Annotated in this window: 20 protein-coding genes and 1 tRNA gene; 12 read left to right on the forward strand and 9 right to left on the reverse strand. The window is 62.4% G+C overall.

Going from position 1 to position 24,558, the window contains the following annotated elements:
- Window positions 1-12 precede the first annotated feature (12 nt).
- The 11 genes from leuS to JI744_RS16240 all read left to right on the forward strand — a co-directional run bounded on the left by leuS (window position 13) and on the right by JI744_RS16240 (window position 11,560).
- Window positions 13-2,643, forward strand: a complete 2,631-nt coding sequence (leuS, locus tag JI744_RS16190; RefSeq protein WP_202662184.1) for a leucine--tRNA ligase — start codon at window positions 13-15, stop codon at window positions 2,641-2,643.
- On the forward strand, window positions 2,630-3,148 hold the full coding sequence (gene lptE / locus JI744_RS16195; protein WP_236019499.1) for an LPS assembly lipoprotein LptE: 519 nt from the start codon (window positions 2,630-2,632) through the stop codon (window positions 3,146-3,148). Before leuS ends, lptE begins: the two co-directional genes overlap by 14 nt.
- Window positions 3,145-4,158, forward strand: a complete 1,014-nt coding sequence (gene holA, locus JI744_RS16200; protein WP_202662235.1) for a DNA polymerase III subunit delta — start codon at window positions 3,145-3,147, stop codon at window positions 4,156-4,158. The genes lptE and holA overlap by 4 nt, the downstream gene beginning before the upstream one ends.
- A gap of 102 nt (window positions 4,159-4,260) precedes the next feature.
- Window positions 4,261-4,602 carry a hypothetical protein gene (locus JI744_RS16205; protein WP_202662186.1) on the forward strand — a complete coding sequence of 114 codons (342 nt, stop codon included), beginning with the start codon at window positions 4,261-4,263 and terminating at the stop codon, window positions 4,600-4,602.
- A gap of 69 nt (window positions 4,603-4,671) precedes the next feature.
- Window positions 4,672-5,097 (forward strand): GAF domain-containing protein, encoded by a 426-nt coding sequence (locus tag JI744_RS16210; RefSeq protein WP_202662187.1) that lies wholly within the window; start codon window positions 4,672-4,674, stop codon window positions 5,095-5,097.
- The gene (locus JI744_RS16215; RefSeq protein WP_202662190.1) at window positions 5,097-5,996 is read left to right on the forward strand and encodes a LysR substrate-binding domain-containing protein; all 900 of its coding nucleotides are present in this window, start codon (window positions 5,097-5,099) and stop codon (window positions 5,994-5,996) included. The genes JI744_RS16210 and JI744_RS16215 overlap by 1 nt, the downstream gene beginning before the upstream one ends.
- Before the next feature lie 126 nt (window positions 5,997-6,122).
- Window positions 6,123-7,274, forward strand: a complete 1,152-nt coding sequence (locus JI744_RS16220; protein ID WP_202662192.1) for an ABC transporter substrate-binding protein — start codon at window positions 6,123-6,125, stop codon at window positions 7,272-7,274.
- A gap of 122 nt (window positions 7,275-7,396) precedes the next feature.
- Complete coding sequence (locus JI744_RS16225; protein ID WP_202662199.1) at window positions 7,397-8,383, forward strand: ABC transporter ATP-binding protein; 987 nt, start codon at window positions 7,397-7,399, stop codon at window positions 8,381-8,383.
- Window positions 8,383-9,321, forward strand: coding sequence for an ABC transporter permease (locus tag JI744_RS16230; protein WP_202662201.1), 939 nt, complete (start codon window positions 8,383-8,385; stop codon window positions 9,319-9,321). Before JI744_RS16225 ends, JI744_RS16230 begins: the two co-directional genes overlap by 1 nt.
- A complete protein-coding gene (locus tag JI744_RS16235; RefSeq protein ID WP_202662202.1) occupies window positions 9,311-10,117 on the forward strand; it encodes an ABC transporter permease in 807 nt (268 codons plus the stop codon). Before JI744_RS16230 ends, JI744_RS16235 begins: the two co-directional genes overlap by 11 nt.
- Before the next feature lie 18 nt (window positions 10,118-10,135).
- The gene (locus JI744_RS16240; RefSeq protein ID WP_202662236.1) at window positions 10,136-11,560 is read left to right on the forward strand and encodes a gamma-aminobutyraldehyde dehydrogenase; all 1,425 of its coding nucleotides are present in this window, start codon (window positions 10,136-10,138) and stop codon (window positions 11,558-11,560) included.
- Here the strand turns inward: JI744_RS16240 and JI744_RS16245 are convergent.
- The 9 genes from JI744_RS16245 to JI744_RS16285 all read right to left on the reverse strand — a co-directional run bounded on the left by JI744_RS16245 (window position 11,557) and on the right by JI744_RS16285 (window position 23,970).
- On the reverse strand, window positions 11,557-12,636 hold the full coding sequence (locus JI744_RS16245; RefSeq protein WP_202662203.1) for an MraY family glycosyltransferase: 1,080 nt from the start codon (window positions 12,634-12,636) through the stop codon (window positions 11,557-11,559). The two genes, JI744_RS16240 and JI744_RS16245, sit on opposite strands and share 4 nt — an antisense overlap.
- A gap of 79 nt (window positions 12,637-12,715) precedes the next feature.
- Entirely contained in the window at window positions 12,716-13,570 is an 855-nt protein-coding gene (locus tag JI744_RS16250; RefSeq protein WP_202662205.1) for a CHAD domain-containing protein, read from the reverse strand.
- Between the two features lie 68 nt (window positions 13,571-13,638).
- Window positions 13,639-14,304 carry an FtsZ-binding protein FzlA gene (fzlA, locus tag JI744_RS16255; protein ID WP_202662207.1) on the reverse strand — a complete coding sequence of 222 codons (666 nt, stop codon included), beginning with the start codon at window positions 14,302-14,304 and terminating at the stop codon, window positions 13,639-13,641.
- Window positions 14,305-14,392: 88 nt separating this feature from the next.
- Window positions 14,393-15,142: a monofunctional biosynthetic peptidoglycan transglycosylase gene (gene mtgA, locus JI744_RS16260; RefSeq protein WP_202662209.1), complete on the reverse strand. Its 750-nt coding sequence runs from the start codon at window positions 15,140-15,142 to the stop codon at window positions 14,393-14,395.
- Between the two features lie 93 nt (window positions 15,143-15,235).
- The gene (gene gltB, locus JI744_RS16265; RefSeq protein WP_202662211.1) at window positions 15,236-19,786 is read right to left on the reverse strand and encodes a glutamate synthase large subunit; all 4,551 of its coding nucleotides are present in this window, start codon (window positions 19,784-19,786) and stop codon (window positions 15,236-15,238) included.
- A gap of 3 nt (window positions 19,787-19,789) precedes the next feature.
- Complete coding sequence (locus JI744_RS16270; protein WP_202662213.1) at window positions 19,790-20,524, reverse strand: hypothetical protein; 735 nt, start codon at window positions 20,522-20,524, stop codon at window positions 19,790-19,792.
- Window positions 20,525-20,582: 58 nt separating this feature from the next.
- Window positions 20,583-22,019 carry an NAD(P)-dependent oxidoreductase gene (locus tag JI744_RS16275; RefSeq protein WP_202662215.1) on the reverse strand — a complete coding sequence of 479 codons (1,437 nt, stop codon included), beginning with the start codon at window positions 22,017-22,019 and terminating at the stop codon, window positions 20,583-20,585.
- Between the two features lie 159 nt (window positions 22,020-22,178).
- The gene (locus tag JI744_RS16280) at window positions 22,179-22,979 is read right to left on the reverse strand and encodes an undecaprenyl-diphosphate phosphatase (protein WP_328757452.1); all 801 of its coding nucleotides are present in this window, start codon (window positions 22,977-22,979) and stop codon (window positions 22,179-22,181) included.
- A 4-nt stretch (window positions 22,980-22,983) separates the two neighbouring features.
- Window positions 22,984-23,970: a complex I NDUFA9 subunit family protein gene (locus JI744_RS16285; protein ID WP_202662218.1), complete on the reverse strand. Its 987-nt coding sequence runs from the start codon at window positions 23,968-23,970 to the stop codon at window positions 22,984-22,986.
- Window positions 23,971-24,128: 158 nt separating this feature from the next.
- Here JI744_RS16285 and JI744_RS16290 point away from each other — a divergent pair.
- Window positions 24,129-24,213: transfer RNA gene (locus JI744_RS16290), tRNA-Leu, on the forward strand.
- Window positions 24,214-24,558: the final 345 nt, after the last annotated feature.

Consider the following 24,558-nt stretch of genomic DNA (forward strand, 5'->3'; position numbering starts at 1 on the left):
ATGAGGCCCGCCATGTCGCGATATGACCCCGCAAGCATTGAACCGAAGTGGCAAAAGGCCTGGGACGAGGCCAACACCTTTGCGGCCCGGCACGACCCGGCCAAGCCCAAGTATTATGTGCTGGAGATGTTCCCCTATCCGTCGGGGCGCATCCACATGGGGCATGTGCGCAACTATACCATGGGCGATGTGGTGGCGCGGACCAAGCTGGCGCAGGGGTTTTCGGTGCTGCATCCGATGGGCTGGGATGCCTTTGGCATGCCCGCCGAGAATGCCGCGATGGAGCGGGGCGGCCATCCGAAAGACTGGACCTATGGCAACATCGCCGACATGCGCGGGCAGATGAAGCCTTTGGGGCTGTCGATTGACTGGTCACGGGAACTGGCAACCTGCGACCCGGAATATTACGGCCAGCAGCAGGCGATGTTTCTGGATATGATGGAAAAGGGTCTGGTTTACCGCAAGGCGGCGGTGGTGAACTGGGACCCGGTCGATATGACCGTGCTGGCCAATGAACAGGTGATCGACGGCAAGGGCTGGCGGTCGGGCGCGGCGGTGGAGCGGCGCGAGCTGACCCAGTGGTTCTTCAAGATTTCCGACTATTCCGAAGATTTGCTGAACGCCTTGGACGGTTTGAAAGACTGGCCCGAGAAGGTGCGGCTGATGCAGGCCAACTGGATCGGCAAATCGCGCGGGCTTCAGTTTGCGTTTGAGACCGTCGGCGCGCCGGAAGGCTTTGACAGCATTGAGGTTTATACCACCCGGCCCGATACGCTGATGGGAGCGAGTTTCGCCGCGATCAGCCCGGATCACCCGCTGGCAAAGGTGCTGGAGGCTGACCCTGCCGTGGCGGCATTCCTTGCCAAATGCCGGATGGGCGGCACCACCGCCGAGGCGCTGGAGACGGCGGAAAAGATCGGGTTCGATACCGGCATCCGCGTGAAGCACCCGCTGAACCCCGATTGGGAACTGCCGGTCTGGATCGCCAACTTCATCCTGATGGATTACGGCACCGGCGCGATCTTCGGCTGCCCGGCGCATGACCAGCGCGATTTCGATTTTGCCACCAAGTATGGGCTGCCGATCAAGGCGGTGTTCGTGGCCGAAGGGGCCGAGGATGCCGCTCTGGCCGAGGCTTTCGTGCCGATGAAGTCGGAAAAGGTGCGTTTCGTGCGCGGCTTTGCCGGGGCCGAGGTGCAGACCGGAGACGAGGCCATCGCCGCCGCCATCGCCCACGCCGAGGCGCAGGGCTATGGCAAGGGCGTGACCAAGTTCCGCCTGCGCGACTGGGGCGTCAGCCGCCAGCGCTATTGGGGTTGCCCGATTCCGGTGGTGCATTGCGCCACCTGCGGTGTGGTGCCCGAGAAAAAGGAAAACCTGCCGGTCGAGCTGCCCTATGACGTGTCATTCGACAAACCCGGCAACCCGCTGGACCGTCACCCGACCTGGCGCGACGTGCCCTGCCCCAAATGCGGCGCTGCGGCCAAGCGTGAGACGGATACGATGGACACCTTCGTCGATTCGTCCTGGTATTACGCCCGCTTTACCGCGCCCCGCGCCAAGGTGCCGACCGACGCGGCCGAGGTCGATTACTGGATGAACGTCGATCAGTATATCGGCGGCATCGAACATGCGATTCTGCACCTGCTTTACAGCCGGTTCTTCGCCCGCGCGATGCACGCCACCGGCCACCTGCCCCAGCGCGCGACCGAGCCGTTCAATGCGCTGTTCACGCAAGGCATGGTGACGCATGAGATCTACAAGACCACCGATGACCGCGGCCGCCCGGTCTATCACCTGCCCGAGGATGTGACGGTTTTCACCATCGCCGACCGCCGGATTGTGGTTCGGGGGAATGTGGAGCCGCCGCTGGACATGGTGGATGATGTCGATGCCTGGATCCGCGCGCTGGCGGATGAAGGTCTGCTGGTTGAGGTGATCCCCTCGGCCAAGATGTCGAAATCCAAAAAGAACGTCGTCGATCCGATGAACATCATCGCCCAGTTCGGCGCCGATACCGCGCGCTGGTTCGTGATGTCCGACTCGCCGCCCGAGCGGGATGTGGAATGGACGGCAAGCGGCGCCGAAGCGACCTATAAGCATCTGTCGCGCGTCTGGTCGCTTTGCAGCCGCATCGGCGAGATGCCGGTGGATCACACGGGCGAAGGCGATGATGAGTTGACCCGCGCGACCCACAAGGCCGTGGATGAGGTAACGCGCAGCATTGAAGGTTTTGCCTTCAACAAGGCCATCGCGGCGCTTTATGGCTTTACCAACACGCTGCACAAGGCCAATGCCTCAACCCCGGTGATGAAGGAAGCGATCCGCACGCTGGCCAAGCTGATGTCGCCGATGACGCCCCATATCGCCGAATCGATCTGGTCTTATCAGGGCGGCGCCGGCCTGTGCGCCACCGCCCCCTGGCCCAAGGCCGACCCGGCGATGCTGGTTGATGACAGCGTGACCCTGCCAATTCAGATCAACGGCAAACGGCGGGCCGAAATCCGCGTGCCCAAGGATATGCCTGCGGCAGAGGTTGAAAAGATCGCGCTGGCGGATGAGGATGTGATCAAGTTCCTTGCCGGGCAGCCGGTGAAGAAAATCATCGTCGTGCCGGGCCGTATCATCAATGTCGTCGCGTGAACCCAAAGGGTGTGAAATCAGGGGGCTTGACCGCCGCAGCCTGATCCTGATGCCGCTGGCGCTGGCCGCCTGCGGCTTTCAACCGACCTATGGGCCGGGTGGCGTGGCCGAAGGCTTGCGCGGCAAGGTGCGGGTCAATGACCCGACCGACAAGGACGCCTTCGATTTCGTGGACCGGATCGAACAGCGCCTCAGCCGCCCGCGCGATCCGCGCTATGATCTGGCCTATACGATCAAGATCGAGCCGATTGGAGTCGGCTATACGCCCGACAACACCATCACCCGCTATAACCTGACCGGCACCATCGACTGGACGCTGACCGACCATGCCAGCACCCAGCGTGTGACAGGCGGGCGGGTTGAAAACTTCACCTCATGGTCGGCGACCGGATCGACCGTGGCAGGCGTCGCGGCGGAAGAGGATGCACGGCGGCGGCTGATGATCATTCTGGCCGATGAGATCGTGCAGCGCATGCTGGCCACCGCCGGGGCGTGGATGAAATGATCCTGAAGGGTGCCGAGGCCGCGCGGTATTGTGCGCGGCCCGATCCCGCCAAGGCCGGTCTGCTGATTTTTGGGGCCGATGCCATGCGGGTTGCGCTGAAACGGCAAGAGGCGATTGCCGCCCTGATCGGCCCGCTGGGTGAGGGCGAAATGCGGCTGTCGCGCATTTCTGGGGCGGAACTGCGCAAGGATGCCTCACTCTTGGCCGATGCCACGCGCGAGATCGGGTTTTTCCCCGGCCAGCGCGTTGCCTTTGTTGAGGATGCAACCGATAGCCTGACCGAAACCATTGGTGCGGCATTGAAAGACTGGCGGGCGGGCGATGCGGCGATTGTGGTGACCGCCGGGTCTCTTACCGCCAAGTCGACGTTGAAGACGCTGTTCGACAAGCATCCCCATGCCGTCAGCATCGGGCTTTATGATGAGCCGCCGGGGCGCGAGGAAATTGAAGACGCGCTCAAGAAATCCGGTCTGACGCGGATTGAACCGGCAGCGATGGCCGACCTGACCACCTTGGCCCGCAGCCTTGACCCCGGCGACTTTCGCCAGACGCTGGACAAGATCGCGCTGTATAAATGGGGCGACGACAGCGCGCTGACCGCAACCGAGGTGGGGGCGATGGCGCCCGCCACGATCGAGGCCGAGGTGGACGATCTGATCAGCGCCGTGGCCGACGGGCGGGCGGGCGTGATCGGCCCCCTGTTGCGGCGGCTGGAGGGGCAGGGCACCCTGCCCGTTACGCTGTGCATCATGGCGCTGCGCCATTTCCGCGTGCTTCATGCCGCAGCCAGCGACCCCGGTGGGGCTATGTCGGGCATTCAAAGGGCGAAAGTGAACTTTCGTCAGAAAGATGCGATGGGCCGGCAAGCGCAAGCTTGGGGCGTACGGGCGCTGGAAAAGGCGATTGCCCTGCTGGTCGATACCGACCTGACGCTGCGCTCTTCGACCAAGGCACCGCTGATGGCAGTGATGGAACGCGCGCTGATCCGGCTGGCGATGATGCGGGGCTAGGCAAGCGGGCCATGCTGCGCAGCAATCTCGCCGAAAATGCTGCGCAGCGCCATTTCTCGCAGAGCGCAGCAAGAGTTTGAGATTGACAGGAAAGATACCAGCATGGCACGCACCCCCTCTCCGTTCGAAGCCTGCCTTGCCCCTTTGGTGCGGCTGGCAGTAAAGTTCCCCGATATGGAGGGTCAGGTGATCTGGTGGGAAGCCACCGGCTGGCAGGCACAGGAAGACGAAGAAGCGATGCTGGATGCCGAAGAGCTGGCTTTCTATGCCGAGGGCCTGCTGGCAGAAGGGTTCGGCCTGCATTGGCAGGCACTGGCCGAGATTGAGGCGCCATCAATTCCGATCCTGACCCGGCTGTTCTTTTGCGAAGGCGCGCTGCCAGACCTGCCCGCCCCCACGGCGGACTGGACCGTGCTGGCCCAGGGGCGTCACCCGGTCGCATAAGGTGCGGCTGCTCCGGCCTTGCAGCGCGAGCGCCCGCGTGATCGGATAGGGTAAACGGAGTTGTCCCTCATGTCTGCTGAAGCCGATCTGCACCACGCCTGTGCCGAACTTGGCACCATCCTGTTCACCATAACCGTACTGGATCCAGCGCGCGCGCTGGTCTGGCGCAGCTATACCTCACATCCAACCGAATACCCGCAGCAAGGCACCAAGCCGCAGACGCGCGATGAATGGTTCATCAACTGCATCGAGCAAAAGAACACTTTTGTCGCCAATACCGCGCCGGAATTTGCCAAGCATTTCTTTGACCACGAGCTGATCACCTCGATGGGCCTTGGGTCTGCTTGCAATATTCCGGTCTGGGACGATCAGGGGGTGGTGCGGCTTACGGTGAATCTGTTGGCAGAGCCGGGCCATTTCACTCCCGGTAAACTGGCAAGCTATCACAAGCTGGTGGCAGCGGCGCGACCCGCCCTGCTGGCTGCTGCGGCCTGATGGCCTTCACCCTGCGCCAGTTGCAGTTTTTTGTCGCTGCGGCAGAGGCAGGGTCAGTCTCTGGCGCAGCGCGACAGCTTTCCATCTCTCAATCTTCGGTCACCGAGGCGATCCGTGCGCTGGAGGATGATCTGGGGGTCGAGCTGTTCGAGAGGCAAGCGCGCGGCTTGCTGATCACGCACAAGGGCAGCGCTTTTCTGCGTCATGCCCGGCAGATCCTGTCGGATGTGGCGACTGCCCGCACCACATTCCGCGATGAGGCCCCGGTGACGGGCCGTCTGTCGCTGGGGGTGACCAGCCTTGTCGCGGGCTATGTGCTGTCCGACATCCTGCAACGCTTTCGCCGCGCCTTTCCGCAAGTGGAACTGAACGTGATCGAGGATTCGGGCGATTATCTGCAACATCTGCTGATCGGGGGAGAGCTGGATGTGGCCGTGCTTCTGACCTCCTCGGTCAAAGACCGCATGGCGATGCATGTCGAAACGCTGCTCGTCTCACCCTATCGGCTATGGCTGCCGCTGGGGCACCCCTTGGCCGATCAGGAATCGATCGCGCTGGACGAGTTGGCGGGCCAGCCGCTGATCCAGCTGATGGTGGATGAGATCGAGGAATCGACCCGCCGCCTGATGGGGGCCTTGGCCGTCAAACCCAAGATCGCCTTTCGCACCCGCAGTGTGGAGGCCGTACGCAGCCTTGTGGCCACCGGCGCGGGGTTGGCGATTCTGCCCAGCCTGGTCTATCGCCCCTGGTCGCTGGAAGGCGACCGTATCGGCATCCGCGATGTTTCGGGCGACCTGCCTTCGGTTCAGGTCGGTCTGGCCTGGCGGCGCGGGGCGCCGCTGTCCACCCCGGCGCTGAACTTTGTCCGTTCGGCGCAAGACTCTCTGCCCGGCCACTGACCTATCGGATTTACCGATGGAACGCATCCGCGTTTTGTTATTGCGAAACTTCGGCAAGCCCCGCACTTTTGACACATGACCGGGAATCCGGCTGCGTTCTGGCGCGAAACCTCAGGGAGATTGCGGATGAAAACCATGAAACTGATGGGCACCACGATTCTGGCACTGGCCGTTGGCCTTGGCCCGGCACTGGCCCAAATGACCGCCGTGGGCGAAGGCGAAGGCCAATTGGATATCGTGGCCTGGCCCGGCTATGTCGAACGCGGCGACACCGACAAAGCCTATGACTGGGTCACCAAGTTCGAGGCAGACACCGGCTGCAAAGTGAACGTCAAGACCGCCAACACCAGCGACGAGATGGTCGCGCTGATGAACGAGGGCGGGTTTGACCTTGTGACCGCCTCTGGTGACGCTTCCTTGCGTTTGGTCGCGGGCAAACGGGTGCAACCGATCAACACCGACCTGATCCCGTCCTGGGCCAAGGTCGATGCCCGGCTGAAAGATGCGCCGTGGTTCACTGTGGACGGCGTGCATTACGGCGTGCCCTACCAATGGGGCCCGAACGTGCTGATGTACAACACCGATGTGTTCAAAGAAGCGCCCAAGTCGTGGTCGGTGGTGTTCGAGCCGCAAGACCTGCCCGACGGCAAGCCGAATGAAGGCCGGGTGCAGGCCTATGACGGCCCGATCTATATCGCCGATGCGGCGCTGTATCTGATGGCGCACAAGCCGGAACTGGGCATCAAAAGCCCCTATCAGTTGAACGAAGATCAGTACAAGGCGGCGCTGGACCTGCTGCGCGGGCAGCGCAAGCTGGTGGGCCGCTATTGGCATGACGCCTATATCCAGATGGACGACTTCAAGAACGAAGGCGTCGTCGCCTCGTCCTCGTGGCCGTTCCAGGTGAACCTGCTGATCTCGGAAAAGCAGCCCATCGCCTCGACCATTCCAGAAGAAGGCGCGACCGGCTGGGCCGACACCACCATGCTGCACGCCGAAGCGGCGCACCCCAACTGCGCCTACAAATGGATGGAGCATACGCTGAATTCGAACCTGCAATCCGACCTGTCCACCTGGTTCGGGTCGAACCCGGTGGTGCCAGAGGCCTGCACCGACAAGTCGGGCATGCAGACCAAGGAAGGCTGCACCGCGAACGGCATGGATGATTTCGAGAAGATCCACTTCTGGACCACGCCGACCGCCAAGTGTGAACAGGGCGAGTGTGTGCCCTATTATCGCTGGGTCTCGGATTACATCGCCGTGATCGGCGGGCGGTAACGCCCTCACCCCCATCCTCTCTCCCCGAACGGGAGAGGGGAGGCACCCTTTCAACAAGCGCCTCACCCTGCCCTCTCCCCTTGGGGGAGAGGGCAGGGTGAGGGATTAGCCGGACGACACCCATGCCCGCCGCCGTAGAATTCGCCCAAGTAACCCGCCATTTCGGCAACGTCCGCGCCGTCGATGGCGTTGACCTGACCATCGCCGAAGGGTCGTTTTTCGCCATGCTTGGCCCGTCCGGCTCTGGCAAGACCACCTGCCTGCGGCTGATTTCGGGCTTTGAATCCCCCACCACGGGCACGATCCGCATCTTTGGCGAGGATGTCTCGACCACCCCGCCCCATCTGCGCAATGTGAACACCGTCTTTCAGGATTACGCCCTGTTTCCGCATATGAACGTGCGTGACAACGTGGCTTATGGGTTGATGGTCAAGGGCATCGGCAAGACCCAACGCCATGAAAAGGCCGAGGAAATGCTGTCTCTGGTCAAGCTGTCGGGCTACGGCGACCGCAAGCCCGGCCAGCTTTCGGGCGGTCAGCGGCAGCGTGTGGCGCTGGCCCGTGCCTTGGTGAACGAACCCCGCGTTCTGCTGCTGGACGAACCCTTGGGTGCCTTGGACCTGAAGCTGCGCGAGGCGATGCAGGATGAGTTGAAAGCCCTGCAACAGCGCCTTGGCATCACCTTTGTCTTTGTCACCCATGACCAGCACGAAGCCCTGTCGATGGCTGACAGTCTGGCCGTGTTCAACGAAGGCAAGATTGCCCAGATCGGCACGCCCGAGGCGGTCTATAACCGCCCCGCCACCCGTTTCGTCGCCGATTTCGTCGGCTCGTCCAATGTGTTGCCCCCCGCCCTGACCCGCGCCCTTGGCGGGCCGGATGAATGGGCCAGCCTGCGGCCTGAGGTGACGCGCCTTGCAGCCACCGGCCCGGTGACAGCCACCGTCACCGCCCTGCGCTATCTGGGCAGCGGCACCCGTGTGGTGCTGGATATGGGGGGCACAGAACTCGCGGCCATTGTTCCCGCCGGTCAGCCCCTGCCCGAACCCGGCACGCAAACCGCCATCGCCTTCGATCCCGCCGCCCTGCACATCATGGCAGGTGCCTGATGCCCGCCCCCGCCATCATCCAACCCAAAGGCCTGTCTGATCGGCTGACCGCCCTGTTCTGGCGCCGCCCCCGCCTGCTGCTGGGCTTGCTGCTGGTCCCGCCGCTGTTTTGGCTGGGTGTGGTCTATCTCGGCTCGCTCTTCAGCCTTCTGATCCAGAGCTTCTACTCGATTGACGAGTTTTCCGGCATGGTCGTGCCGGAATTCACCCTGAAAACCTATGCCGAACTGTTTCGGGCCGCCAATCTTGACATCATCATCCGCACTCTGCTGATGGCCGCAGCCGTTACCCTTGGCGCGGCCCTGATCGCCTTTCCCATCGCCTATTACGCCGCCCGCTTCGCCAAGGGTCGCTGGAAGGCGGTGTTCTATCTGGGCATCATGCTGCCCTTATGGTCCAGCTATCTGGTCAAGGTCTATGCGTGGAAGCTGATCCTGGCGAAGGAAGGCATCGTCACCTGGGCCGCCGGCATCACCGGCACCTCCAGCCTGCTGGATGCCGTGCTGGCCCTGCCCGTCGTCGGCGGCGGGTCACTGTCCACCAGCTATATCGGCATGTTTCTGGTCTTCACCTATGTCTGGCTGCCCTACATGATCCTGCCGATGCAGGCATCACTGGAACGGGTGCCGACCTCAATGCTGGAGGCGTCGGCTGACCTTGGCGCAACCCGCGCGCAGACCTTTCGCACCGTGGTTCTGCCTCTGGCCATGCCGGGCGTGATCGCCGGGTCGATCTTTACCTTTTCGCTGACCTTGGGCGATTACATCATTCCCCAGATCATCGGCAATTCAGCCAGCTTCATCGGCATGGCGGTGTATCAGTTGCAGGGCACCGCCGGGAACACGCCGCTTGCCGCCGCCTTTGCCGTGGTGCCGATCCTGATCATGCTGGCCTACCTTGGCTTTGCCAAACGCGCGGGGGCTTTCGATGCTCTCTGATCGCGCCTCGCTGTCCCTTCGCATAGCCGCCGGACTGGGCCTGTTGTTCCTGCACCTGCCCATCGCGCTGATCTTCCTCTACGCCTTCACCACCGAGGAGCGCAGCTATGCCTTCCCGCCCCCCGGCCTGACGACCAAATGGTTCGCCGTGGCGTGGCAGCGGCCCGACATCTGGGAGGCGTTCTGGCTGTCGCTACAAGTTGCCGCGATTGCAACCGCGCTGGCGCTGGTCCTCGGAACGCTGGTCTCTGCCGCCATGTCGAAAGCGCGGTTCTTTGGGCGCGAACAGATCAGCCTGCTGATCCTGCTGCCCATCGCCCTACCCGGCGTCATCACCGGCATCGCCCTGCGCACCGCCTTTGGCGAGATGGGGATTCCCTTTTCAACGCTGACCATCATCCTTGGCCATGCCACCTTCTGCATCGTCATCGTCTATAACAACGCCGTGGCCCGCTTTCGCCGGCTGTCGGGTGGCATACTGGAGGCAAGTGCAGACCTTGGCGCCAATGCCTTCCAGACCTTCCGCCATGTGCTGCTGCCCAACCTTGGCACCGCCCTTTTGGCGGGCGGGATGCTGGCCTTTGCCCTGTCGTTTGATGAGGTGATCGTGACCACCTTCACCGCTGGCCAGCAATCGACCATCCCGATCTGGATGCTCGAGGAACTGATCCGCCCGCGCCAGCGCCCCGTCACCAATGTGGTCGCCATGCTGGTGTTCGCCGCGACCTTCATTCCCATCCTGCTTGCCTATTACCTCACCCGCAACGGCTCTGACGTGGCCGGATCGGGGAAATAACCGGAGGAGCCCATGACCATCGCCACCAATCTTCTGATCGGTTCCGCGCTAGAGGCCGGAACCGAAACGTCCGAGCCTGTCCTGAATCCGCGCACCGGCGGCCTGATTCTGGATGTGGCCGAGGCGTCCACCGGCCAAGTGGACCGTGCCGTTGCCGCCGCCCGCAAGGCCTTTGACCACTGGTCCCGCACGACACCTGCCGAACGATCCGCCGCGCTATTGCGCATCGCCGACCGGATCGAAGCCGAGGCCGAGAGCTTTGCCGCATTGGAGGCGTTGAACTGCGGCAAGCCGATCAATGCCGCGCGCAACGACGAAATTCCCGCAATCGTCGATTGCTACCGCTTTTTCGCGGGTGCCGTGCGCACCCAGCACGGGGCGATTGCAGGAGAGTATCTTGCGGGCCATACCAGCATGATCCGTCGCGATCCGGTGGGGGTGGTGGCAAGCATCGCGCCATGGAACTATCCGCTGATGATGATGGCGTGGAAGCTGGCCCCCGCGATTGGTGCGGGCAATACGGTGGTGTTCAAACCCAGCGAGCAGACGCCGCTGACCGCGCTGAAACTGGCGCGGATTCTGGCCGAGGAACTGCCCGAAGGTGTCGTCAACGTCGTCACCGGGCGGGGCCAGACGGTGGGCAACCATCTGATCAACCACCCCGGCGTCGATATGATCAGCCTGACGGGCGATGTGGCAACGGGCCGCAAGATGCTCGATGCCGCCGCCAAAACGGTCAAGCGCACGCATCTGGAACTGGGCGGCAAGGCCCCGGTTCTGGTGTTCGACGATGCCGATATCGCCTCGGTCGTCGAAGGGCTGCGAGCATTTTCCTTTTACAACGCGGGGCAGGATTGCACCGCCGCCTGCCGGGTTTATGCGGGCAAGAAGGTCTATGAAAACCTTGTGGCCGACCTGACCGCCGCCACCGCATCCATCACTCTGGGGGCTGCGGACGACACCTTGAACGAGATCCCGCCGCTGATCAGCCAACGTCAGCGCGACCGGGTGGCCAGTTTCGTCAACCGCGCGCGCGAACTGAACCACATCAGCGTCACCACCGGCGGCGAGCCGATAGATCAGGGCTTCTACTATCGCCCCACCGTTATCGCTGGTGCCACCCAGGCCGATGAGATCGTGCGGCGAGAGGTGTTTGGCCCCGTCGTCTCGATCACGCCCTTTGACGATGTGGATCAGGCGGTTACCTGGGCCAATGACAGCGATTATGGCCTGGCCTCATCCGTCTGGACGCGGGACGTAGGCCGCGCGATGGCAACGGCGGCGCGGTTGCGCTATGGCTGCACCTGGATCAACACCCATTTCATGCTGGTGAACGAAATGCCTCATGGTGGGCTGAAGCAATCCGGCTATGGCAAGGACATGTCGTCTTACGCGCTGGAAGATTACAGCGTCGTCCGCCACGTCATGGTAAAGCACGGCTAGGCCGCGAAGCGGACGGGCCGCCTCGAATTCCGGGCCGCCTTGTGGCGGGCCGGTTTTCTTGGGGCGATCAGGGCGATGTCACGATAAAGGCCCAGATAGGCCAGTGTCAGCGGCAGAATACCCGCCAATGCCAGCAGGTCGATCTGCCGCCAGGCGATCGCAAGCGCCCCCGCTGTCAGCGACAGCCCCCACATGACAACCGTGGTTACAACGGCCCGCAGGCCCGGCCCGCCGCCGATCTGCCGCACCAATTCCGGGGCGCGACGGCGATAGAACAGGCTGTGCAGATGCAGCCGGTCCGCCTGACCCGGATTTCCACCCTTGCGGCCGGCGCGGCGTGCAACGGTGACAAGCGTTTCGATGACCGGATAGGCCAGAACCAGCAGGCCGAAGAATGGCGATATATCTGGGTTACGCGCCGGAATCGCCACCGCCAGTCCCGCCAGAAGCACCCCGACCAGATAGGCCCCGCCATCGCCCAGAAACAGGCGCCCTTGCGGGAAATTCAGCACAAAGAACCCCAGAACCGCACCGAAAATTGCCACCGCCACGACCAGCATCTGCCCATCCCCTGCCAGCCCGGCGACAGCAGAAAAGACCGCCAGCGCGATCAGCGCCGTGCCCGAAGACAGGCCATTCACCCCGTCGATGATGTTCATGGCATTGGCGATACCCGCCATGGCAAAGGCGGTGAACATAAACAGTGGTGGCAGGCCGGGAAGGTCGATCATATGACCCGTCAACACGCAAAAGGCCGCACCCGAAACCAGCGTTGCGGCCAGCCGCAACCGCACGCTGACGGCCTTGCTCAGATCCTCGGCCAGACCGGCGGCAAAGGCGGGAAGAGCCGCAAGCACGAAAAGGCGCAAATCAGCGGACGCGAAAGGTGCCGCGGCCAGCAGCCCGGCCAGAATCCCAAGGCCGCCAATCCTTGGCACCGGGCTGCGGTGCAGCTTTTGCACGCCCTGAACGCCATCTTCGCTCCACCGGCCATGCCAACGGCGGGTCAGCAGGACCAGCACCCCCAGCCCGAAGCAAACCACAAAGCCCGCGCCACCCGCCTGTAGAATCGCCATACTGCCCCTGCCCTTCACCTGACCCCGGCAGCATGAGGGGGAAAGGTGAACGCACGCTGAATCGGCGGCCCTCCGCAGGCTAGCCTTCGGCGTCCTTTTCAACCGGCCACCAGCACGGTGCCGCGCGCAAGGCCAGCCAACCGGCCTGCGCGGAACTGAGGGTGGCCTGCGCCTGCCGTTCTGCCTCGGCCGACAGCTTTCGTCCCCGTGCCTTGGCGTTGCGCAGATCGTTCAGATGGCCCAAATCGTCCTGCAAATCCTGCATCTGTTCGTGGAAAACCGTCTGCTCTGGCCCCGGCCACAGCGGCGCGAAGAATTCAGTCAGGTAGCGCAGGGATTTCATATCCTTGCGAAACTCATGCTGATCGCGGCCATTCATGCGGGCAATGTCTTTGCCATGGTCATGGCAGGTCTCCCATGCTTCGTCCAGGGCGCGGTTTGCATAGGTTTCGACCCGCAGCGCGCGGCGAGCATGACCCTTGGGCGTGGTACGGAACATCTGCGCCGTTTCAATCACCTGACGCAACCGGGGGGCAAATCCCACCGCCTGACGCTTGCGCAGATCGACGCGCAGCGCGGCACGCACAGCATCGGTTTCGGCCTGCACCTTGCGCAGCTTGCGCGCATCGGTCAGACTCGCAAGATATACATCGGCGTCGCGCTGCTGGCCCAAAAGCCGGAAGATTTCCTTGGCTTCGCGTCGAAAATCCCTGACCACCGGCTTTCTGAGGATCGGCGCAAAGGCATCCAACGCCGTCGTCAGGCGGCGCAATGCGACACGCGCCTTGTGCGGACCCGACGGGTCGTCAGAGCCGAAGAACAAGGCAAGCTGCGCGTCAATTTCAGCGGTGAAGGGCAGCGCAATCCGCCGGAATGCCTCTTCGCAACTGATGCCATGGGCAAGCAGCAACGGCTCTTCTGTTTCTTTGATCATCATTCATCCGCAAGGCAGCGCCGGTGCAGAGCTATGACATCAGTGTAACAGAAACACGTCAGTGCGGATCAGAAGTCGAGATCGGCGTAATGCGCGGGCGGCGGAAAGCCCGGAACCTGATCGGCCAGCAGCGGCCGGAACGACGGGCGGGACTTGATCTTGGCGTACCAGTCCTTGACCGTAGCCGAACGGTTCCAGTCCACATCCGAGATATAATCGAGAGACGACAGATGCGCGGCAGCCGTGAAATCGGCCAGGGTCATCTCATTGCCCGCCAGCCAGCGGCGCTGATCCAAAAGCCAGCCCAGATAGTCGATGTGGTACTTGATCCGGCTGGCCCCGTGCTTGACGTTCTTGGAATCCGGGTAGCCCTGCCCCATGACCTTCTTGTGAACCCGTTCATAGAGCAGTTTAGACGTGACCTCGCTGTGGAACTTGTCATCAAACCACGCGCAGAGGCGGCGCACCTCGAACCGGGCGGCGGGGTCGCGTGGCATCAGTTGCGGCGCAGGATAGCTTTCCTCGATAAACTCGCAGATCGCCTGGCTTTCGCTGAAAACCTTGTTTTCGATCCGCAGGACCGGAACCTTTCCCGCCGGGTTGCGGCGCAGGAAATCTGGCGAAGGCTCCCAATAGCGCTCCTCGACCAGCTCGACCTCAAGCTTCTTCTCGGCCAGCGTCAGGCGGACCTTGCGGCAAAAGGGCGATAGCGGGAAATGGTAAAGACGGATCATTCTGGCCAATCTCGGGACTGGCCTCCTCAATGCCCCGGCTGGACGCAGAATTCAACAGGCGCGAATCGGGGTTGCGAAAGACAGCCCTTCATTCCGCCGATTGAAAGCACGAAGCGCGTCCATCCGCAGCGATGGTTTCGGCACCCGAGATGATCTGCGCCGCCCGCCTGCGCACAAAGGGGCCGGGCTTGCCCGCGCTGCGCCCCTTTGGGTCGGGCAGAACTGCGGCAAGCCGCGCCGCCTGCGTCGCCGTCAGTTGCCGCGCATCGATGCCAAAGTAATGCTGTGCCGCCGCCTGCACGCCAAAGACGCCTTCGGCAAATTCGGCGTTGTTCAGATACACCTCCAGAATGCGCTGCTTGGACCAGAAAAGCTCAACTACCGGGGTCAGCCCCGCCTCCATCGCCTTGCGCAGCCAGCTTCGGCCCTGCCAAAGAAACACGTTCTTGGCCACCTGCTGCGTCAGGGTCGAGGCGCCACGATTGGCCCCCTTGTCGATGGCATCGCGGATTGCAGCCATGTCAAAGCCCCAGTGCAGGCAGAAATTCGCATCCTCGGCGGCCACGACCGACCGGCCCATCACGGGCGCGATTTCGTCCCAGCCGACCCAATCCTTTTCAATCCCGCCCAGCCGCCAGGATTCCGACATCTGATACAGGTTGATTGGCGGTGGAACAAAGCTGAACAGCACGATCAGCACCAGATAAAACCCTGCAACCCCGGCCAATCCGCGCAACGCCCAGCGCCGGATACGCCGCCAGCGGGACTCGGTTGGCAGGTCGGGCGGGGGCGGGGCCGTTTCGGCCTTGGCCTTCTTTTTTCGGGGCTGGCTGGTCATGGGCCACTTAGGCCCGAACAGCCCGGAACGGTCAAGCGGGCGAAAGGAAAAGGCCCCCGAGAAGGGGGCCTGATCAACATGCTTTGGCAGGGATTATTCCGCCGGAACCTTCGCCACCTCATCCGACAGGGGATGGGGCAGATGGATCAGCATTTCCTTGGGGCAGACTTGCAGGAAATTCGGCCGCTCGGCCTCCCAGTTTGCCAGAATCCGTTCCGCCTTGCGGCTGCCGGTTTCCTGAAAATGACGCTGGATCAAACCTTTCAACTGGGCCTCCCAATGGGCATGGCCGATGCCGCAGGTGACAAGGCTTTCAAGGTTGATGAAATCCTCGGCCACGCCGGTCGGATCATAGACATAGGCCATACCGCCGGTCATGCCCGCGCCAAAGTTTGCGCCGATCCGGCCAAGGACCACGGCAATCCCGCCGGTCATATATTCGCAACCGTTCGACCCACAACCTTCAACCACCACCTTGGCACCAGAGTTGCGCACGCCGAACCGTTCACCCGCGCGCCCTGCGGCAAATAGGTAACCGTCGGTTGCGCCGTAAAGCACCGTATTGCCGATGATGGTGTTATCCTCGGCCTTCAGGGGGCTTTCCATGGCAGGGCGCACCGAAATCGTGCCGCCCGACAGGCCCTTGCCAACATAATCGTTTGCGTCGCCCATCACCTCGATCTTCAGGCCATTGACCGCAAAGGCCCCCAGCGACTGCCCGCACGATCCGGTCAGTTTTACCGTCAGATGGTCGGGTTGCAGGTTGTTGCGCATCCCGAACTTCTTGACGATATGGCTGGACGACCGCGTGCCGATGGTGCGGCTGGTGTTCCGCACGGCATAGGACAGCTGCATCTTTTCACCGTCTTCAAAGAAGCGGTGACCGTCCTTGATGATGTCGGCATCCAGCGTGTCGGGCACATGGTTGCGCGGCTTGGACCGGTCATAAGTGATCTTCTGCATCGCATCGACCGAGATCAGCAGCGGGTTGAGGTCCAGGTCATCCAGATGCGCCGACCCGCGCGAAACCTGCGACAGCAGGTCGGCCCGACCGATGATTTCATCCATCGACCGCGCGCCAATGCTGGCAAGGATCTCGCGCACTTCCTGGGCGTAGAAGGTGATCAGGTTCACCACCTTGTCCGCCGTGCCGGTGAACTTGGCGCGCAGGCGTTCATCTTGCACGCAGACGCCCACCGGGCAGGTGTTCGACTGGCACTGACGCACCATGATGCAGCCCATCGCGATCAGCGCGGCGGTGCCGATGCCGTATTCCTCGGCCCCCATCATCGCGGCCATCACGATGTCGCGGCCCGTGCGCAGGCCCCCGTCGGTCCGCAGGGTGATGCGGTCACGCAGGTTGTTCATCGCCAGAACCTGGTGCGCCTCGGTCAGGCCCATTTCCCACGGCAGGCCAGCGTATTTGATGCTGGTGGCCGGGGATGCCCCGGTGCCACCGTTATGGCCGGACACCAGAATCACATCGGCCTTGGCCTTGGCCACGCCCGCCGCAATCGTGCCCACACCGGACGACGACACCAGCTTCACCGTCACCTTGGCGCGCGGGTTGATCTGCTTGAGGTCATAGATCAACTGCGCAAGGTCTTCGATGGAATAGATGTCATGGTGCGGCGGGGGCGAGATCAGCGTCACGCCCTTGGTGGAATGGCGCAGCCGGGCAATCAGTTCGGTCACCTTCATACCCGGAAGCTGGCCGCCCTCGCCGGGCTTGGCACCTTGGGCGACCTTGATCTCCAGCTCTTCACAGGCGTTCAGGTATTCGGCTGTTACGCCGAACCGGCCCGAGGCGACCTGCTTGATCTTGGCCGACGGGTTGTCCCCATTGGCTTCGGGCAGGAAATGCGCCGGGTCTTCACCGCCTTCGCCGCTGTCAGACTTTGCCCCGATACGGTTCATGGCGACGTTCAGCGTCTTGTGCGCCTCTGGCGACAGGGCGCCCAGCGACATGCCCGGCGTCACGAACCGCTTCCTGATCGAGGTGATCGATTCGACCTCTTCGATCGGAACCGGCTTGCTCAGGGGTTTGATGTCCAAGAGGTCACGCAAATGGATCGGCGGGTTCGCCCGCATTGCGGCCGAATACTGCTTCCACAGATCATAAGACGCGCGGTCGCAGGCCGATTGCAGCAGGTGCATCGTCTGCGCCTCCCAGGCGTGCTTTTCGCCCGACCGCCGCGCCTTGTAGAACCCGCCAATCGGCAGCACATCGCTGCCGCCCAGCCAGCCACGGGCGTGAACCTCTTCCAGCTTCTGCTCGATCCCGTGCAGACCGATGCCCGAAATGCGGCTATGCATGCCGGGGAAATATTCGGCCACCAAGGCGCGGGACAGACCCACAGCTTCGAAGTTCAGGCCCCCGCGATAGGACGAGATGACCGAGATGCCCATCTTGGACATGATCTTCAACAGGCCCGCATCAATGGCATCGCGGTAGCGCCGCATTGCATCCAGCAAGCTGCCTTCCAAAAGGCCCCGGCTGATCCGGTCAGAAATGGAATCCTGCGCCAGATAGGGGTTCACCGTGGTTGCTCCGCAACCGATCAGCACCGCAAAGTAATGCGGGTCGATACATTCCGCTGACCGCACGTTGATGGAACAGAAGGTCCGCAGCCCCTTCCTTGTCAGCCAGCTATGAACGGCGCTGGTGGCAAGGATCATCGGCATCGGCACCTTGCCCGGCCCCTGATGCTCATCGGTCAGCACCAACTGGCCCGCGCCAGAGCGCACGGCATCCTCAGCCTCGGCGCGAATACGTTCCAGCCCCAGACGCAGATCATCCAGCCCCGGCGTGGCGGGGAAGGTGCAATCGATATAGGCCACCTGCGCGCCAAAACGGTCAACCAGAACCTCAAACTCGGCATTGGCGACGAACGGGCTTTCCAGCACCAGAATCTCGGTCTGGCTGGAGTTTTCGTCCAGCACGTTCTTCAGGTTGCCGAACCGGGTCTTCAGGCTCATCACCCGGCCTTCGCGAAGGCTGTCGATGGGCGGGTTCGTCACCTGGCTGAAGTTCTGGCGGAAGAAATGCGACAGCGGGCGGTAAACCGAGGACAGCACCGCAGCGGGCGTGTCATCGCCCATCGAGGCCACCATTTCCTTGCCGTCTTCGGCCATGGGTGCCAGAACCTGCTCCAGTTCTTCGACCGTATAACCCGCCGCGATCTGGCGCTTGCGCAGATCGGCCCCGGCAAAGAACGCCTTTTCCGGCACGTCTTTCAGCAGGGCGTTCAGATCGACGATCTTGCCGACCCAATCGCCATAGGGCTGGCTGCCAGCCAGACGGTCCTTGATCTGGGTATCGTGGTAAAGCTTGCCCTCCAGCATATCGACGGCAATCATCTGCCCCGGCCCCAGCGCGCCTTTTTCGCGCACCGTGGTTTCATCGACCGGCACCATGCCGGCTTCGGACCCGGCAATCAGCATCCCGTCGCCGGTGATGACATAGCGCATGGGCCGCAGGCCGTTGCGGTCAAGCCCACCGCAGACCCAGCGGCCATCGGTCATGGCCAGCGCCGCCGGGCCATCCCAAGGCTCCATCACCGAGTTGCAATAGGAATACATATCGGCCCAGGCTTTGGGCATGTTGGTGGTGGCCTTCGACCATGCCTCTGGTACCAGCATGGTTTTGGCCATCGGGGCCGACCGGCCAGAGCGCACCAGCACCTCGAACACCGCATCCAGCGCGCCGCTGTCGGACGTGCCGCCGGGGATGATCGGCTTGATGTCTTCGGCCATGTCGCCAAAGGCCGATGAGGCCATGCGGATCTCATGGCTTTTCATCCAGTTGACGTTGCCCTTCAGCGTGTTGATCTCGCCGTTATGGGCCAACATGCGGAAGGGTTGGGCCAGCCACCACTGCGGGAAGGTGTTGGTGGAATAGCGCTGGTGATAGATGGCGAAGGAGGATTCAAAGCGGTCATCCATCAGATCGGGGTAGAACACCGCCACCTGTTCCGCCAGCATCATGCCCTTGTAAATGATGCTGCGGCAGGACAGCGAACACAGGTAAAGCCCCTGAATGCCCGCGGCCGTCGCCGCCTTTTCGATGCGGCGGCGGATGATGTACAGCTCACGCTCGAACTGCTCAGGGTCCGCACCATCCTCACAGCGGATCAGGATCTGTTCGATCTCTGGCCGCGTCGCATTAGCCTTTTCGCCCAGCACGCTGGTATCCACCGGCACATGCCGCCAGCCATAGATGTAATGGCCCATGCGCAGGACTTCGGTTTCCACGATGGTCCGGCAGCGTTCCTGCGCGCCAAAATCGGTACGGGGCAGAAATACCTGGCCCACCGCGATCAGCTTTTTTGTATCCGGCTCATGCCCGGTGCGGCGCACTTGATCATAGAAGAACTTGACCGGGATCTGCACATGAATGCCCGCGCCGTCGCCCGTCTTGCCATCGGCATCCACCGCCCCACGGTGCCAGATCGCCTTTAGCGCATTGATGCCGTTTTCCACCACCTTGCGCGTCGGCTTGCCGGAAATCGACACCACGAGACCGACACCGCAGGACGAATGCTCATCATCGGCTTTGTAAAGACCGTTCGCATCCAGCCAAGCGCGCTTTTCTTCCTCGGCGCGGACATATTCGGCACCCCAGGCTTCATCATAGATCGTCATGGCTTACTCCTTCGGGCTGGCAGACGGGGCGACGGAAAGGGCGGCACGGTGCAACATAGGCACCTCAAGCGCCGACATCTGGGCGTCACAGTCGAAAATCGGTTGGGTGGCGGCAAAGCCCTTTTCACCCGGCAGGATGAAGGCGGCAGGGCTGCCTTCCAGCGGCTGCCAATTGGCGCCATCCCACCATTCGGAATGGCCCGAAAAGAACAGACGCCAGTCACGGCTGATGTATTCGTGGCCGCGCGACTTACGCAGCACGGTCCCCGCATCATCGGTTTCGGCGTATTCGTATTGGGTTTCTTCCAGTGTCACGCCATTGATCACGGCGGTCTTGCCTGTCAACTGGTCATAGCCAGCAACATTGGAATGCTCGCCATTGTCCTTCGACAGCGAAAAGTTGAAATCGTCGCGCCCGGTGGTCAGCAGATTGGAAAAACTGGCTGGGTCTTTGGCACCGGGGTCCAGCCGCTGGGTCACGGTCGGATTCATTTCGATGCTTTCGACCCACTGGGTTTCGCTGTCGATATGCGACAGGAAGAACATCCCCTCCTGATCGAAATCGGCGCGCCACTGGTCGCCCTTGGGGTCGGCCTCGCAGGTGTAGTAATTGGCCACATAGCAGCCGCGAGACTGCACGGTCAGATGGGTGGTGCAGCCCTGCGGCGGGGTAAAGCTGCCCGCCCGGGCCGCTGCCGGTGCCACCATTGCAAGGGCAAGGATCATCACGTTGCGCATTGCCGTCGTCCTTTGACTGATCTTTGGCCTGCCCGCCGGGGCAGACGCGTTTAACGGGTCACTCGGCCGCCACGGCCGGGGCATGGGCAAGATAGTCCAGAATCGCCTCCGCCGCCTCGCGCCCGTCTCGGATGGCCCAGACCACCAGCGAAGCCCCGCGCACGATGTCGCCCGCCGCATAGACGCCGGGCAGGCTGGTGGCATGGCTGCGGAAATCGGCCTTGATGGTACCCCAGCGGGTCACCGCCAGTTCAGGCACGCCCCAAAGGGTCGGCAGCGATTCCGGCTCAAAGCCCAGCGCCTGCACCACCAGATCTGCGGGTTCGACATAATCGGCGCCCTCGATCACCTCGGGCGACTGGCGGCCTGTGGCATCGGGCAGGCCAAGGCGCATTTTCTGCACCATCACGCCGTCAACCCTGGTGCCCCCGGCAAAGCCCTTGGGGGCCGACAGCCAGACGAACTCCACACCTTCTTCTTCGGCGTTCTGCACTTCGCGCTGCGAACCCGGCATGTTGGCCTTGTCGCGGCGGTACAGGCATTTCACCGAGGTGGCGCCCTGACGGATCGCGGTGCGCACACAGTCCATCGCCGTGTCGCCGCCGCCGATCACCACCACGCGCTTGCCTGCGGCATTCAGCGTGCCGTCGTCGTATTCGGGCACATCGTCGCCAAAGCTTTTCTTGTTCGAGGCGGTCAGATAATCCAGCGCCTTGACGATACCAGCTGCACCCGAGCCGGGGGCCTCGATCGCGCGCACCTTGTAAACGCCGGTCGCGATCAGCACCGCGTCGTGCTGGCCGCGGATGGCGTCAAAGCTGATGTCCTCGCCCACCTTGCAATTCATCACAAAGGTGACGCCCGCCTTTTCCAACTGCTCGATCCGCTGCATCACCACCGGCTTTTCCAGCTTGAAGCCGGGAATGCCATAGGTCAGCAAGCCGCCCGCGCGGTCATAACGGTCATAAACCGTAACCTGCACGCCCTTGCGGCGCAGCATATCCGCCGCCGCCAGCCCGCCCGGACCGGCCCCGATGATGCCAACCGACTCGCCGCGTTCAGCATGGGGCAGGATCGGCTTGACCCAGCCCTGCTCCCACGCGGTATCGGTGATGTATTTTTCAACCGAACCAATGGTGACCGTGCCATGGCCCGAGTTTTCGATAACGCAGTTGCCCTCGCACAGACGGTCTTGCGGGCAGATGCGGCCGCAGATTTCCGGGAAAGTGTTGGTAGCCTGCGAAATCTCATAGGCCTCTTGCAACCGGCCTTCGGCGGTCAGGCGAAGCCAGTCGGGAATGTTGTTGTGCAGGGGGCAATGCGCCTGGCAATAGGGCACGCCGCACTGACTGCACCGGCTGGCCTGTTCGGCGGCCTTGGCCTCGGCAAACTCACGATAGATTTCGTTGAAGTCGTGGCTGCGCGCAGTCGCCTCACGCTTTTCGGGCATCTCTTTCCCGAGGGTAACGAACTTCAGCATCTTCTGCGTGGCCATGGCTGCGCCCTTCGAAAAAATGATCGCCGGGAAGGGATATGCCAAGGCATCGACAAATAAAAGTCAGTATGAGTTACCTATTTGTCGGTTTTATAGAGGTGATGGAGTTTTTATGCTGCCCAGACTGCGAAAATATGTCAGTACAGCATACCTATTAGCCTAGCGCCCCAGCAACAGCGCCACCAATGCAACGCTGCCGATGATGATTCGCCACCAGCCGAACAGCGCGTAGCCATGCTTGGAAACATAGCCCAACAACCATTTCACCACGACAACGCCAGTCACAAAGGCCAGCACAAACCCCACCGCGATCTGGCTCCATGCTGAAAAATCCAGCATGTCGCGGCTTTTCAGCAGGTCATAGCCCACCGCCGCCGCCATAGTGGGCAGCGACAGGAAGAACGAAAACTCTGCCGCCGCACGCTTTTCCACCTTCAGGAACAGCGCGCTGACAATGGTGGCGCCGGATCGCGAAACGCCGGGAATCATCGCCAGGCATTGCGCGCACCCGATCAGCAGCGCCTTGCGCAGCGGCAGGGCGCTGGCGTCGAAATCTTCGGGCGGGGGGGCAAGCCGATCCACGAACAGCAGCAGCACCCCGCCCAGAATCAGCATCACGGCAATCAGCATCGGGGTTTCGAACAACACGCGCTTGATGAAATCATGCGCCAGAACGCCGACCACTACGGCGGGCAGAAACGCCAGCAGGATCGAGATGATGAACCGCAGGCTGGCCGGATCACGATGCGCGGTGGAAAAAACCTGCCACAGCTTGGCGGCATAAACCGTCATCAGCGCCAGCACGGCCCCCAACTGGATCACGACCTCAAAGGTCTTTCCGGCGCTGTCAAAGCCCAGAAAATGGCTGGCCAGCAACAGATGCCCGGTGGACGACACGGGAAGAAACTCGGTCAGCCCCTCCAGCAGACCAAGAAGGGCGGAAATTCCGAGATGATCCACGGGGTCAGGCCTTTCGCAGGTTCTTGGCCGATTCGGTGATGGCGGCGTACTGCCCGGCGGGGCGATAACGCCACAGGTATTCCGGCAGCACGGCATCCAGATCGGTTGGAATAATGCCCAGATCGGACAGCGTTTTCGCGCCCGGCGTCACCACATTATCCGCCTTCAGGCTGCGCACCTGATCAGCCGTCAACAGAGTGTTCCGCACCAGCCCAAGGGTCAGCGCCGATCCGAAATCGGCCAATGTGCCAATGATCGAACCCACAAAGAACGGCAGGTTCAGAACCAGACGACGACGGCGGATCACCACCAGCATCTTGGCAACCAACCCCTTCAGGCTATCCACATCCGGCCCGCCTAGCTCGTAAACTCCCGGTGCAGCGGCGCCCGTCGCACCTTTGACTGCGGCAGCGGCCACATCGCCCACATAAACCGGCTGAAAGCGGGTGTTGCCCCCCACCAGCGGCAACACCGGCCCCAGCCGCGACATACCCGCAAAGCGGTTGAACAGCCCGTCTTCCTGGCCAAAAATCACCGAAGGCCGCAGGATGACCGCCTTGGGAAAGGCCGCCAGTATCGCCTGCTCTCCACGCGCCTTTGAGGCGGAATAGCTGCTGGCCGACGCGGCATCCGCCCCGATGGACGAAATATGCACCAGCGCGCCAACCCCTTCGGCGGCGGCAATCCGCGCCACGCGGGCAGCACCCTCGGCGTTCACCGCCTCGCAGGTGTTGCGGCCCATCCGGTCAAAGGTGCCGACGCAGTTCACCACTGCATCCGCGCCCCGGATCGCTGCCAGAACGCTGGCATCATCGCGGATGTTGCACAGGATCGGCTCTACCTGACCCACGGCACCATAGGGCTTGACGAACAGCGCCTCATTCGGGCGACGGACGGCGACGCGCACGCGCCAGCCTTCTTTGGCCATGCCGCGCGCGATATAGCGACCGACAAAACCCGAACCGCCGATGATCGTCACAAGCTTGCTCATGGGGAACCCTTTGGCGCAGTGCTGAAACCTGTTTCTGAATAGCCCCACACCCCCGCCCCGGCAAGGCCCATTGCCGCGCTGCGGCTTGCGACGAAAAAACGCGCGACCCCTGTTGACACCCCCGAAAGGCACAGCTAAATCCCGCCGCACTGAAGCGTGCCCAGATGGCGGAATTGGTAGACGCACTGGTTTCAGGTACCAGCGCTGCAAGGCGTGGAGGTTCGAGTCCTCTTCTGGGCACCATTTAAGTCTGAAAAAGCCTGCACCCTCAAAGGGTTGCAGGTTTTTTCATTTCTCAATCCACCACTCCATCCACCTTTCGGCAGGCGCGAGGGGCCTTTGTTCACGGATAAGCCGCGCGAGCCTTGTTCCCGCACGGCTTCTTATGTTGGAGCCCCCAATCGCACGCCTCGCGTCTGGCGTTCTTTGTCATTTCGGAACAAAGCGGAAGATGTGGCAACGGCCTTGACCTGCCCCCCGGAAGTTCCCTCGCTGTGATGTAGAGTCTGCCCAACCTGAGAAGGAGCAGACGACATGAGGAAAAGCCGTTTCACCGAGGCGCAGATTATCGGGATGATCAGGGAACAG

Origin of the sequence: Fuscibacter oryzae (genome assembly GCF_016765795.1) — a bacterium.
Taxonomy (GTDB): Bacteria; Pseudomonadota; Alphaproteobacteria; order Rhodobacterales; family Rhodobacteraceae; genus Fuscibacter; species Fuscibacter oryzae.

What these genes read in the sequence shown, in the direction of transcription:
- leuS (WP_202662184.1), top strand. Translation starts at nt 13, where the DNA reads ATGTCGCGATATGACCCCGCAAGCATTGAACCGAAGTGGCAAAAGGCC.
- lptE (WP_236019499.1), top strand. Translation starts at nt 2,630, where the DNA reads ATGTCGTCGCGTGAACCCAAAGGGTGTGAAATCAGGGGGCTTGACCGC.
- holA (WP_202662235.1), top strand. Translation starts at nt 3,145, where the DNA reads ATGATCCTGAAGGGTGCCGAGGCCGCGCGGTATTGTGCGCGGCCCGAT.
- JI744_RS16205 (WP_202662186.1), top strand. Translation starts at nt 4,261, where the DNA reads ATGGCACGCACCCCCTCTCCGTTCGAAGCCTGCCTTGCCCCTTTGGTG.
- JI744_RS16210 (WP_202662187.1), top strand. Translation starts at nt 4,672, where the DNA reads ATGTCTGCTGAAGCCGATCTGCACCACGCCTGTGCCGAACTTGGCACC.
- JI744_RS16215 (WP_202662190.1), top strand. Translation starts at nt 5,097, where the DNA reads ATGGCCTTCACCCTGCGCCAGTTGCAGTTTTTTGTCGCTGCGGCAGAG.
- JI744_RS16220 (WP_202662192.1), top strand. Translation starts at nt 6,123, where the DNA reads ATGAAAACCATGAAACTGATGGGCACCACGATTCTGGCACTGGCCGTT.
- JI744_RS16225 (WP_202662199.1), top strand. Translation starts at nt 7,397, where the DNA reads ATGCCCGCCGCCGTAGAATTCGCCCAAGTAACCCGCCATTTCGGCAAC.
- JI744_RS16230 (WP_202662201.1), top strand. Translation starts at nt 8,383, where the DNA reads ATGCCCGCCCCCGCCATCATCCAACCCAAAGGCCTGTCTGATCGGCTG.
- JI744_RS16235 (WP_202662202.1), top strand. Translation starts at nt 9,311, where the DNA reads ATGCTCTCTGATCGCGCCTCGCTGTCCCTTCGCATAGCCGCCGGACTG.
- JI744_RS16245 (WP_202662203.1), bottom strand. Translation starts at nt 12,636, where the DNA reads ATGGCGATTCTACAGGCGGGTGGCGCGGGCTTTGTGGTTTGCTTCGGG.
- JI744_RS16250 (WP_202662205.1), bottom strand. Translation starts at nt 13,570, where the DNA reads ATGATCAAAGAAACAGAAGAGCCGTTGCTGCTTGCCCATGGCATCAGT.
- fzlA (WP_202662207.1), bottom strand. Translation starts at nt 14,304, where the DNA reads ATGATCCGTCTTTACCATTTCCCGCTATCGCCCTTTTGCCGCAAGGTC.
- mtgA (WP_202662209.1), bottom strand. Translation starts at nt 15,142, where the DNA reads ATGACCAGCCAGCCCCGAAAAAAGAAGGCCAAGGCCGAAACGGCCCCG.
- gltB (WP_202662211.1), bottom strand. Translation starts at nt 19,786, where the DNA reads ATGACGATCTATGATGAAGCCTGGGGTGCCGAATATGTCCGCGCCGAG.
- JI744_RS16270 (WP_202662213.1), bottom strand. Translation starts at nt 20,524, where the DNA reads ATGCGCAACGTGATGATCCTTGCCCTTGCAATGGTGGCACCGGCAGCG.
- JI744_RS16275 (WP_202662215.1), bottom strand. Translation starts at nt 22,019, where the DNA reads ATGGCCACGCAGAAGATGCTGAAGTTCGTTACCCTCGGGAAAGAGATG.
- JI744_RS16285 (WP_202662218.1), bottom strand. Translation starts at nt 23,970, where the DNA reads ATGAGCAAGCTTGTGACGATCATCGGCGGTTCGGGTTTTGTCGGTCGC.